Source organism: Bdellovibrio sp. HCB274, from assembly GCF_047306075.1.
Lineage (GTDB): Bacteria > Bdellovibrionota > Bdellovibrionia > Bdellovibrionales > Bdellovibrionaceae > Bdellovibrio.
Genome location: NZ_CP178623.1, coordinates 317,311 through 328,470 on the forward strand (window position 1 = coordinate 317,311; position 11,160 = coordinate 328,470).

The 11,160-nt window shown below is 45.6% G+C and carries 10 protein-coding genes; 4 read left to right on the forward strand and 6 right to left on the reverse strand.

All coding sequences use genetic code 11. The features are described from left to right. Positions 1-110 precede the first annotated feature (110 nt). Positions 111-1,394: a hypothetical protein gene (locus ACLWNV_RS01650; protein WP_413586162.1), complete on the forward strand. Its 1,284-nt coding sequence runs from the start codon at positions 111-113 to the stop codon at positions 1,392-1,394. Positions 1,395-1,436: 42 nt separating this feature from the next. On the opposite strand, the gene ACLWNV_RS01655 is transcribed toward ACLWNV_RS01650, so the two are convergent. After that, positions 1,437-4,511, reverse strand: coding sequence for an efflux RND transporter permease subunit (locus tag ACLWNV_RS01655; protein WP_413586163.1), 3,075 nt, complete (start codon positions 4,509-4,511; stop codon positions 1,437-1,439). Positions 4,512-4,622: 111 nt separating this feature from the next. Between ACLWNV_RS01655 and ACLWNV_RS01660 the strand changes: the two genes are divergently transcribed. Beyond that, positions 4,623-5,405: a hypothetical protein gene (locus tag ACLWNV_RS01660; RefSeq protein WP_413586164.1), complete on the forward strand. Its 783-nt coding sequence runs from the start codon at positions 4,623-4,625 to the stop codon at positions 5,403-5,405. Here ACLWNV_RS01660 and ACLWNV_RS01665 read toward each other — a convergent pair. From ACLWNV_RS01665 to ACLWNV_RS01680, 4 genes are all read right to left on the reverse strand, one after another. Further along, positions 5,402-6,484 carry a hypothetical protein gene (locus ACLWNV_RS01665; RefSeq protein ID WP_413586165.1) on the reverse strand — a complete coding sequence of 361 codons (1,083 nt, stop codon included), beginning with the start codon at positions 6,482-6,484 and terminating at the stop codon, positions 5,402-5,404. The two genes, ACLWNV_RS01660 and ACLWNV_RS01665, sit on opposite strands and share 4 nt — an antisense overlap. Before the next feature lie 92 nt (positions 6,485-6,576). After that, positions 6,577-7,416, reverse strand: coding sequence for a PilZ domain-containing protein (locus tag ACLWNV_RS01670; RefSeq protein WP_413586166.1), 840 nt, complete (start codon positions 7,414-7,416; stop codon positions 6,577-6,579). A 169-nt stretch (positions 7,417-7,585) separates the two neighbouring features. Further along, complete coding sequence (locus ACLWNV_RS01675; protein WP_413586167.1) at positions 7,586-8,248, reverse strand: HAD family hydrolase; 663 nt, start codon at positions 8,246-8,248, stop codon at positions 7,586-7,588. A 27-nt stretch (positions 8,249-8,275) separates the two neighbouring features. Beyond that, entirely contained in the window at positions 8,276-8,821 is a 546-nt protein-coding gene (locus ACLWNV_RS01680; protein WP_413586168.1) for an OmpA family protein, read from the reverse strand. Between the two features lie 110 nt (positions 8,822-8,931). Here ACLWNV_RS01680 and ACLWNV_RS01685 point away from each other — a divergent pair, with 110 nt between their 5' ends. Further along, positions 8,932-9,591: an O-methyltransferase gene (locus tag ACLWNV_RS01685; RefSeq protein WP_413586169.1), complete on the forward strand. Its 660-nt coding sequence runs from the start codon at positions 8,932-8,934 to the stop codon at positions 9,589-9,591. Positions 9,592-9,613: 22 nt separating this feature from the next. Next, a complete protein-coding gene (locus ACLWNV_RS01690) occupies positions 9,614-10,348 on the forward strand; it encodes a substrate-binding periplasmic protein (protein ID WP_413586170.1) in 735 nt (244 codons plus the stop codon). Here the strand turns inward: ACLWNV_RS01690 and ACLWNV_RS01695 are convergent, their stop codons facing one another. After that, positions 10,349-11,143, reverse strand: coding sequence for a hypothetical protein (locus ACLWNV_RS01695; RefSeq protein ID WP_413586171.1), 795 nt, complete (start codon positions 11,141-11,143; stop codon positions 10,349-10,351). Positions 11,144-11,160 lie beyond the last annotated feature (17 nt).

Below are 11,160 nucleotides of genomic sequence, written 5' to 3' on the forward strand. Positions count from 1 at the left end.
GTCGGCCTTTTTTCGTTTGCGGACACGTTTTGTTTCTAGTCCAGATTTCCACCTTACCGCCTACCGTTCATCTGCGGAAAAATATAACCTTGTTAAATCAAGGAGAAAATATGAATCGTTTTTTTGGCAGTGTTCTGGCATTTGCAGCCGTCGTTGGTTGCGCCCACAAAAATAAAGATGTGACATCGTTTGAAGTTATTCCTTCAACAAACCTAGGTGTTTATCTTAAAGAAGGTGAACGTGCGCCTGCAAGTGCTCCGCAAATCGAGTGGACGCGTGGTACGTTGGTTTTCAATGTTACCGGAGCTGTCCCTGCGGGCTCGGTTACTGATGAAGTAAAAGTGACTCAGGAAATGGTTTGGACGGAAACTGAATATTTCACTGACACTCGTTCTGAGTATCAGGATTTTGTGGTTCCAGGGACTTGTTCTGATTTCAAATGTTCTGCAGGTGCTGGTAAGAGTGCTCTTTGGGATGCATTCTATTCTGCAACAGGAGAACAGAAAGCTGCGGCTCTAGATCAAGCCATTTCTGGTATCGGCATTGTCTCTGCAAAAAACTTGGTTGCTAAAGGTTACTTTAAAACCAAGCCAAGATCATGGGACGAGTTCACGCGCGAAATTAACACTGCTGCAAGCAGAGACGTAATTAAGAAAAGTGTTGCGACATTGGTTATCGAAAATAACCGCTATGAAAACATCACGAAACTTGGTTATGGTTCAAATTCTTGTCAGGAAGTAAAAAGAACTTGTGATCTTTACATCACAAAACTGGTTCAGGTGCCTTTCCAGAATTCCCGCGAAGTTACAAGACGTCGTATCGTTGAAACTAAGACGTTCAAAGTAACAGTGAATGTTTCTGGTTCAGTATTGTTGCCGGATGAAAAAGACGGAATCTCCGTTAAAATTGATCAAAACGGTAAAGTTGTTGCCCTTGATTCCAACGGTTACAACAACTACGCAATCACAAGTGAGTCAGTTGAAGGTCAAAATGTAAAAGTCGAGATCAAAGCTGTAAGTCGTATCTTGCGTCCTCTTTCTAATAATATGATTCGTCAGGAATCATATGTCCTGGTAGCTGGGAAGCCGACATTCATTTTGGATATCGATCCGGCGATGATTCCAGGTAAAGAAGATCCAAACGCTCAGCTGGTTCTGGATTACACTGTAGAAGTTTGTGAATACGGTTGGACTGGTACTTGTGGTTGGTCTGAGTGGAAAAAAGCTAAGATGACAAGTGCAGTGATTAATGCAGCTCGTACAACGATCGTGACTGATGTGCCACGCAAACATAAGTCACAGATTCAGTATCGTGTGACTCGTAAGAACAGTATCTATTTTGATAGCAAAGGTTTGAACGAACGCGAAACTGATGAAATCAAAATGCCTAAATAATAAAGACTAAAAAAGCCCGGGGAAACCCGGGCTTTTTGCGTTTTAGAGATCAACTTCTTTGGTTCTTTCAAGTGGTGACAGCATTAGATATAAAGCCGGAACCACGAACAGAGTTAACAGCGTGGAAACGATCGTACCACCGATAATGGTCAGACCCATCGGCAAGCGGGTTTCAGCTCCAATGCCGGCGCCAAACACCAATGGCGTGGCAGCAGCAATTGTTGCAACTGATGTCATCAGAATCGGTCTTAGGCGAACTGGGCAGGCATCGATAAGAGCCTTTACCACGTTTTTCTTATCTTCCTTGTTCTTATGCCGCATCTGATTGGTAAATTCGACCAACAGAATCGAATTCTTTTTCGCGATACCCATAAGGACGATCAAGCCGATAAAGCTGAACAGATTCAGTGAAACGTCAAACAGCCATAAAGCAATCAAAGCACCGCTGACGCTGAATGGAAGCGCCACCAAAACTGAAATCGGATGAATGAAAGAGTTAAACTGCACAGCCAGAATTAGATAGGCGACCAATATACCGATGGCCAATGCTGAGTAAAGACTTTTGAACGACTGGGCAAATCCGGCAGAGGCACCTTCCAGCGCGAAAGAATAACCCTGAGGCAGGATTTCTTTAGCGATTTCGGAGGTTCGTTGCAGGACTGCAGCCTGTGATTGGCCCGCGTACAGATTTCCAAAGACGGAAATAGCTCTTTGGCGGTTCACGCGGGAAATACTTTGAATAGCGCCTGATTCCTTGATGTGCACCAGTTGGGACATCGGGATCAGGTTTCCAAAGTTATTTCTTACGTATAACTTTCTGAAGTCTGCAGGCTTTTGAATTTGGTTTTCCTGAATCTTAAATCTGACATCATAGCGGCGGCCGTCAGCAGTGTAGCGGCCCTGGCGAAGTCCGCCAACGCCTGCTTGAAGCAACTGGCCGACAGTTTCAATGGAAACCCCGCGGTCTGCCATGGCTTTACGATTGGGTGTTAGGATCAGTTCGGGAATCCCGGATCTGAAATCAGTATCCAGATCCACAGCCAGCTTTTCGTTAGTCAAACGCTCCATCAATTCTTCAGATTTCTTTTGCAGAACTTCCAGGTCAGGTCCGCGAAGATTGATCGCTAGGGGATTCTGACGACCGGAAGAAAGATTTCTGGCAGATACGTCACGCATCGAGATGCGTACGCCTTTTACGGCTTTAAATTGACTGCGTAAATCATTCATCACCTGCACGTGACCAATCGAGCGTTCTGCCCGGGGCTTCAAAGTCACCGGAATAAAAAATTGATTTACGTTGGAAGAGCCACCACCACCTCCGATGGAAGTTAGAAATCCTTGTACAGCCGGGTTCTTATGAAGAATTTCCTCTACCTGCTTGGCGATCGCATCTGTTGCCATCAACGATGTACCAGGTGCGGCTTGTCCATTGATGACTATGAAGTTTTGATCCTGGGCGGGAACAAATTCCTGGCGTACATGAGAAATTAAAACCAGAGATACTGCAAAGAACACTAATGAAACAAAGACGATGACGTACTTCCAGTTCAACGTGACCTTAAGAACTTTTTGATATGTGTGGGCAAAACCTTCAAAGATCAGATCAAGTTTGTGTTCAAACTTTGAAACTTTCGGTTCACTGCTAAGGAAGGCTGCGGCACGCATTGGCGTAATCGTGACGGCTTCAAGCAGTGATAACAGCACGGCAGCACTCATGGTGATACCGAATTGGAAGAAGAACTTACCAATGATTCCGTCCATGAATACGACAGGCAGGAACACGGCAACGACTGCCATGGTCGCCGCGATCGCAGCAGGAAGGACTTCTTTTGAACCATCCGAAGCGGCTTTGGCAGAGCCTTTACCCATTCTGTAGTGGCGAATAATGTTCTCAAGCAGCATGATGGCATCATCAACCACGATCGAGATCGAAAGGGTTAATGCCAATAGCGTGAAGAGATTTAAAGTAAAGCCAGAGAAGTACAGGATCGTAAATGTTCCCACGATCGAGGTTGGAATCGAGAACAGAATATTAATCGCTGCAGGAATGCTACCCAGGAAAAGGAAGCAGATGACAATGGTGATAAGTGCCGCGACCCAGAGCTTTTCAAGCGTCAGGTGAACAGTGGCTTCGGTTGAGCGCGTATAATCCACGTTGATACGATAATCGTAGCCTTTGGGAAAACTATCTTTAATTGCGGCAAGCTTTGCCAGTACCGCATTGGCCACTTCAACTTCATTGGTGCCACGTTGTTTGCGAACCAGCATGGAAACCGCTTGGCGTCCTTCAAATCGCGCAACACGGCGAATATCTGAAAGGCCATCTTCAACGCGGGCAACGTCGCGAATATATATCGCACGCTCCTGGATTCGTTGACCACCACGATTTAGAATCTGAATATCGCCGACCTCTTTGACGTTGGAGGCTTCCCCCAGCCAGCGAACCCGCAGCTCGCGATCTTTTTCGGTGAATTGTCCCGCGGCACTTTCAATGTGCTGGCTCGCTAAAGCCGCGACGACATCGTTTACGGTCAGATAGTTCTGCTCAAGCTTGTTAACATCCAGCCAGATGCGCAAGTTTCTTTGACTGAACCCACCAATGCTGACTTCGCCAATTCCCGGTAAAAAGCGCAACTGATCCAAAAGATAATTGTTGGTCCAATTTAGCATGTCTTTTAGTGTGGCGTCCCCGTAAACGGAGATGATCATAATCGGATCTTCTTCTGGATTCTGTTTTCTGACGACCGCGGGATCAACTCCTTGAGGAAGTCTTAACTGGGATAGTGCCGTTTGCACTTCCTGTAAGACGACATCGACGTTGCGGTTGATATCGAATTCTAAAGTAACAACGCCTGTGCCTTGACGGGCAGAGGAGCGCATTTCTTTGATACCCTCGATAGCAAGCAGGCGTTCTTCGATGGGATCTACCAGTTCTGCTTCCACGATTTCAGGGGCTGCCCCCTCGTAGGTGACTGAAACGCTGACGACGGGGAAGTCGACGTCTGGCAATTGACTGATCCCCATGCGATTCATACAGATGGCGCCGAATACGATAAGTGCAAACATGATGACCCAGGCGAAGACGGGTCGGCGAATGGATAGATCAATTAATCCCACGGAATCCTCCACAAGCCCCTAGCATCCCTCAGTGAATTTGGGGGAGCAACTAGTTTTGTCTTAATAAAACTTAGGCGGACATATTGCATTGATTCACTCTAGGAGACTGAGATGAAATTAAAGCAAATTTGGCTTTCAATTAGAATAACACTAATTGTCGCTGTCGTTTTGTTAGACAGTGGCCATGCCTATTCGGGTGTGCACACTCCTTCTTCACAAATGGAAATCTCGATGCTTCAGGATCAGGGGTTTCAGCCATGGACGTGGCAGGAATCACAGTGTGATGAGTGTCAGATCATGCTGGTTCCCACCTCTTCCGAGGTGCAGACCGTAAAGGTTCGCCGTTTTATTCAAGCTTTGGCCGTCAACAAAAAGGAACTTCAGGAAATTTATAAAATTAGTGGCGCTGAATACACGTTGTTGTCTCATATCTCGGTCGGGATCTTGGGGCGTGAGTCGTTGTTTGGTGAAAGTTCGCGATACAAACTTAAAGAAACTTTGCCATGGCTGGTGACAGCTGCAAAATTCGGAAAAGCAGTGGCGACAGGTTCCAGTGTGTCCCCGAATAGTCGTGGTTTAACACAGATTAAGTTCTTACCTGCGGCGGTGACAGAAAAATTCGGAATCACTTCAGAGAATCTGGATATTCCTGAAAATGCAGCGATTGCGACCATGGGTTATTTGATCGAAGCCTTAGGACAGTTGAAAAATCGTATCAAAACTTATCGCCTGGATCACATTACTCCGGATAAGTACGCCGATTATCTTCCTTACATTTATTTTGGGCGTAGCAAAGCGATCATCGATCGCACTGCAATACCCGAGCAGAATGCCTATGTGCGGGCTTTGAAAAAGTACATGAAGATGATTGAGGTATTTGAGCGGCAGCCTTAGTCAGCTACCGTCATCCCAGAAATACATTTCGTGTAAAGGCTGGTTCCTGAAAATGGTACGCTGCCAGAGCGGGTTAGTGTTTTGGTGGTCGTATCGAACGTGAATTTCTCGATACTGTTTGCCAGAACCGTTGCGCCATTTGCGACATACACCGCACCCGATGAGGAATCGTAAGTCATCGCCGACATACCTCTGACAACGGAAGTGTTTTCGTAAGCTTTCGTGGCTCCGGTAATTGCTCCGGTTGTTTCATTCACATCATATGCGTAAATATAGTCTTGAGCCGCAGTGCTGCTGGAGTATGAAACCAGTAAATATCCGGTATTTGCAGTTGCTGCGGGAATATAGGCCATCGCTGTTGGAAAGGTCGTCGTAGCTGGTGCGCTGACAGCTGATGAGCAATCAGCGTTTGTGGAATAGCCATTCACATTATTTATGAAAACCACGCGATTATTCGGAGAAGCGGCAGCGTGTGCAAAGATGTACTTGGAATTAGGCAAAGCCACTACTGCAGAAACCAGCGTGTTGTTGGTAGTCCCGCAGGATCCACCTGTCGGCGCATTAATAAATGCATTTGCTCCAACAGTAACACGTCCTTTGCTGGAACTGATTTTTTCAGAAGCCACACTTTTTGAAATCAACAGGCCACCGTCTGCGGTGCGAACCATGTTTCGTACAACATGAACGTTCGTCGTTGTTAGGATTGTTGAATCACTTAAGTAAGTGGAGAACTGATTGTCGCCCTTCTTTTTAACCAAATCGATGCGGCGGGCGTAACTTGTGCCGTTCTCAACCAGCACTAAAAGATTCCCGTCATCTACCTGCACGACGCTTTGGGGGCGATCAGCAGAATTCACGGTATTATAGTCCATTAACACTTCATCGATGACACCGGTTTCAAGATCAATGGCGCTGACTGTTCGGGATGGAGTTTCAGCTGTGAGTCCGCTACCGACATAACAAGATCCCGATGTTACATACAATCGACGGCCCACGCTTGCGGAGTCGATTTGTTGCTCGCAGGCACCAAGACCTAAAGACAGGATGACCAGTAAAGTGAGTGAACGGAAATTCTTCATGAACTCTCCTCAACGTGCTTCACATTGAGATCGGAGAGTTGTTAAGAAATCTTTAATTAAGATTCTTAAATACTTTTTGAAATGGCAGAAGATTACTTATTATCGCGGGCCTGTCCCATAATGTAGGACTTAAGTAGGGCATCAAGCTTACGAGTCATATCCTCATCTTGTTCGATGAACATCAAACGACGGGGATCGGTCATATCACCTACGATTTTTGCTCTGAAAAGCAAGCGACCCCGGGTCGTGTTCTTTTCATAGGGATTAACGATAATCAAATCGAAGGGGACATTCAGGAAGTCGCGAGGGATTTCTTTTTCCAGCTGCGTACCGCTAATAGAAATATCCTTGGAGAAAGTCCGGAAAGATTTTGTTTTTGATACAAGAATGATTTCGATCTTAAAGTTATGACGAGTGTCCTTACGACGGTCCGTATCCTCGTTACTGGATTCAGCTTCCTCGTAAACCTTCACTTTATCAGGCGGGGCTACTTTATTAATTTTGGAAAGATCCAGATCATCGCCGTTAAAATCATGGTGATAATAACCGTAATCGATATTTTCTTTTTTCTGTTTTGCCACTTCACCAGCGCTGACCTTTGTAAACAGTCCTGACATCGTAATCAGAGTGCTGCCGGATCGGGTCTTTTCAGAGTTAACGACTTCGATGACTGCTGTGCTTTCGGAATCCTCTTCAGGAGGAGCTTCTTTCGGTTGAGGAGGCTTGGTCATAACAAAGTAGTTTTGACCCGATTTTAGAAAATCTTTAATGGATGTCCAATCCGGCCAGCCTGGAGTCCAGATAAAGAACTTCGTATGATCATTTTTCTTCAAAGATAAAAGAAAGACCTGTGCTTGAACAACGGACATTGGCTTTGATTGAGTCTTATTTTCGGCGTCGTAAAACAGCCAAACTTTTCCTTGGGTCTTCATATTAAAATTATCGGATTATAGGAAACGTACTTAAGTTGTTTGGGTCGAATAAATTGAATCCAACGGACTCAGAGAGCACTTTCTGATGTCTGTCTCAAAGCGGGAAACCATTGTGCTTTATATTCAAAAAGAGCTTTGGCCTGGAACAGATTTTTGAAGGCATCGTACATTAGTTGCCGGGAAATATTTCCTGCAAAAGTGCTGGCAATTCCGAATAATTTTTCAAAAAAGCGCGCGGCTCATAGCGGTTCAAAACTTCGGGCGCAGAGTAACCAAACTCAATCGCCAATGCGGCAACTCCCGCTCTTTGCGCAGAGACCATATCAGGTATTCCATCGCCGATCATGAGTGTATTTTTCGGCGTGCGGTCTGCTCGTTTCATCATCGTATTTAAAGGCAGTGGGCTGGGTTTTCTCTCTTCCAAAGTGTCTGCACCAAAGATTCCCACCCATGGAAAACGATCCAAGCCCAGGTGATTGATAATTTTCTTCGCTGGAATTTCATTCTTGTTAGTGATGATTGCGATGGGACTCTCGTAGCTTTCCAGAAATGCCTCAACTCCAGGATAAATACTGGTTTTGTTCAGCATTTCCTCCTCATAGATCTGAAGGAATTCCATTTCCAGATTAATGATATCAGCGGGCTCCAGTTTGTCGTTCATGAATAAATCCGCAATCAGTCTTTTGATGCCTTCGCCGATATGAGAGATGATGGTTTGATCATCCAAGGCTGACTTTCCATGATTCATCAGCGTGCGGTTCACCGCGACGATAATATCAGGTGCAGAGTCAATCAATGTGCCATCAAGATCAAAAACTAATAGGGGCTTCATGGTCACAGAATTTAACGTGAATTGTCCTTATCGTACAATCTCAAAGTCCACGCGGCGGTCAGCGGCAGCCTGAATTTTCGTTCCCGGTATCACTGTGTTTACCGGTCCGACACCGATCGCTTCCAGTTTTTCTGCTGGAACTCCCTTGGAAATCAGATAGCGACGAACATTTTCAGCGCGTTGTTGGGATAAGCGCATGTTTCGGGAGTCATCACCGCTGGAATCCGTCACTCCGCTGATGCGGATTTTTTGGAAAGAACCCAGGGAGTTATTGATTTCGGTGGCGATGGTATTTAAGGCATTTTTGGAAGAGGGTGTAAGTTCAGCACTGGCGTACTCAAACCGCACGTTCTTGGAAAGAGCAGAGTAGCGAACACTGTTGCGAAGATCGTTGCCCGCATACTCGTGCAGGCTGGACTCGGGAGGTTTGGAGGGGCTGGCTTTTACCGGGCGCAAAACGTATTCATCGTCTTTGCTGGATTTGGAAGCGCAGGCCGTCGTGCCCGCCAATGCTAGGCTCATCAGGAACTGAATGGCTAATTGGGTACGCTGTTGGGATATGCCAGAAATCATCTGATCCTCCATGATCGCGGATTGCTGTCGCTATAAGGTTACGGTCTGTTTTGGAGCCTCGCAAATTAACTTCCTGTTAACTTCTGGACGTACTCGTGAGAGAGTGAGGCATGCGTGAATCAGTGCTTTCAAACAGAGAAGAATATTTAAGTTCCCTTTTTAATAAAGAGAACGAAACAAAGAAATTGTCCCGTCAATTTGCGGAAGAGTTGGGGCTGGCGAGAATCAGCATCTCAGCTGCTGAAGCACAGTTGGCGCATATTCTGATGAAAATGCACGGTTGTCGTAAGTTCGTCGAGATAGGCACACTAACCGGACTATCGGCGCAGTACTTTTTTGATGCTTTACCTGCGGGCGGGGAGCTTTGGACTTTGGAAAAGGATCCTGAGCACGCACGTCGTTCGGCAGAGGTGTTTTCGAAATTGGATCAAGCTTCCAAAAGAATTCATTTGGTTGTGGGTGATGCAAGAGAAGAATTGGTAAAGCTGGAAGCGCAAGGTCCCTTTGACGGCGTTTTTATTGACGGAAATAAGGCTGCCTATTTGGATTACCTATTGTGGGCGGAAAAAAACCTGCGCAAAGGTGGTTTGGTACTTGCCGACAATATTTTCTTAAGCGGTGCAGTTTGGGGAGAAGCGACCACGCAGAAATTCTCTGAAAAGCAAATTCGTATCATGCGCGAATTTAACGAACGACTTGCGAATCCGGAATTATATGAAGCCGCTATCGCACCTACTTTCGAGGGACTTTTCGTCGCAATTAAAAAATAAGATTTATCAGAACGGGTGAGGGATGAAGTTTCTTTGGGCTTTGTTGATGATGTTAAGTTCGCAGATCAGCCTGGCCAAGGTGACGGTGGGTTCTGATCCTTATCCGCCGTTTATCTACTCCGAAAATAATAAATTTAAAGGAACTTTGGTTGATTACCTTCCGCTGGTTTTAGATATTCCTTCCACTGAGATAACTTATCGGCTGATACCTTGGAAACGGGTTTTGGCAGATGCCCAGAAAGGGCAGCTTGATCTTGTTGGGCCTCTTTTGGTGACTGAAGAACGCAAAGAGTATCTGATATTTACGGAGCCGATATTCAAAGGAAATATTTCTCTTTGGATTTATCGTCACAATCCGAAAACCAAAGAGCTACAAAAAGAAACTTTTGCAGCAGGGACTTCTGCCAAGTTCGATAATCTAATTTTTGGTCAGATTCTGGGGTATTCTTTTAACGACAGTCCGCAAAGTCATTACAATCCAAAGAAAGTAAGAAAAGTCGAAGTGTTGACCGTCGAGCAGGGAATCAAGATGCTCAAATCAGGACGGATAGATATCTTTCTGGTATTTGATCCGGTGGTGGAGCACTTCATTTCCGATTTGAAGCTGAATCAGACTGATTTTATGCCTTTGACCGGAGCTTCCCAGGAAGTGAACTACGTGATGGGAATATCGAAAAAGTCCCCATTGGCTAAAAAGATTGATCAGATTAATAAAAGAATTTCTGAAGTTTCAAATCAGCAGATTCTGAAAAAGTAATTAGCCCTTGTAGGCTTCGATTTTCATTTCAATGGAATAGTCTTTAGATGCTTCTTTCAGTGGCGCCAGCATCCAATGCCATTCTTTCAGTTTTTGGTAGTCTCTGAAATCCACCGGGTAATGACCGGTGTAGATCACTTCACCGTTTTTATCGCGGTAAATGACCTCGCGATCTGAATAGATCAGCTTGGTGCCGGTGCAGGCTTTTAAATTCTTCAAATGAGTTTCGGCAAACTGCGTGCAGATGATATCTTTTTCGGAAAGCTCCAGGCTGCGCTTGATTTTCTTTTCCACCGCATCAAGCGGCAACAATGCCAATTGCGAAAGTAAATTCGCGGAAACAATCAGATCGGCCTCGAAATGGAAAAGCTGCTCGCCCGCCAGTTTCTGTGCAAGGTTGTTCAAATCCTCAAGAGTGTTTAAATCCTGAAGTTTATCCAGCGCCGTTGTCAGATCCATGGTCACAAGTTTTAACCGGGAATATCTTTTAGCCTGCAAGTGATGCTTGAGCGGATGAATCACATCAACCAGCGTTACCTGCTCGAAGTTATCCATCAGCAGGTGCAGGGGAATTTCATGCAGGTGAGCGCTGCCCATCAGCACCACGCTTTTTCTTTGTGGCAATGACTTAACTGTTTCCAGGAAAACATCCTGACAGTTTTTCAGGTGCGGCAGCCAGTTTCTCTTTTGACGATGATAGCGATGGCGCAGGGATATGGAGGAGTATAAAAATCCATACTTGCGCGCAAGCGGTGTCGTTGGTGTTAAAAGAAATTCCAGGGATTCTAAAAGCATGTTCCGAAGCTAGCTTG

What these genes read in the sequence shown, in the direction of transcription:
- ACLWNV_RS01695 (WP_413586171.1), bottom strand. Translation starts at nt 11,143, where the DNA reads ATGCTTTTAGAATCCCTGGAATTTCTTTTAACACCAACGACACCGCTT.
- ACLWNV_RS01685 (WP_413586169.1), top strand. Translation starts at nt 8,932, where the DNA reads ATGCGTGAATCAGTGCTTTCAAACAGAGAAGAATATTTAAGTTCCCTT.
- ACLWNV_RS01675 (WP_413586167.1), bottom strand. Translation starts at nt 8,248, where the DNA reads ATGAAGCCCCTATTAGTTTTTGATCTTGATGGCACATTGATTGACTCT.
- ACLWNV_RS01665 (WP_413586165.1), bottom strand. Translation starts at nt 6,484, where the DNA reads ATGAAGAATTTCCGTTCACTCACTTTACTGGTCATCCTGTCTTTAGGT.
- ACLWNV_RS01670 (WP_413586166.1), bottom strand. Translation starts at nt 7,416, where the DNA reads ATGAAGACCCAAGGAAAAGTTTGGCTGTTTTACGACGCCGAAAATAAG.
- ACLWNV_RS01650 (WP_413586162.1), top strand. Translation starts at nt 111, where the DNA reads ATGAATCGTTTTTTTGGCAGTGTTCTGGCATTTGCAGCCGTCGTTGGT.
- ACLWNV_RS01660 (WP_413586164.1), top strand. Translation starts at nt 4,623, where the DNA reads ATGAAATTAAAGCAAATTTGGCTTTCAATTAGAATAACACTAATTGTC.
- ACLWNV_RS01680 (WP_413586168.1), bottom strand. Translation starts at nt 8,821, where the DNA reads ATGATTTCTGGCATATCCCAACAGCGTACCCAATTAGCCATTCAGTTC.
- ACLWNV_RS01690 (WP_413586170.1), top strand. Translation starts at nt 9,614, where the DNA reads ATGAAGTTTCTTTGGGCTTTGTTGATGATGTTAAGTTCGCAGATCAGC.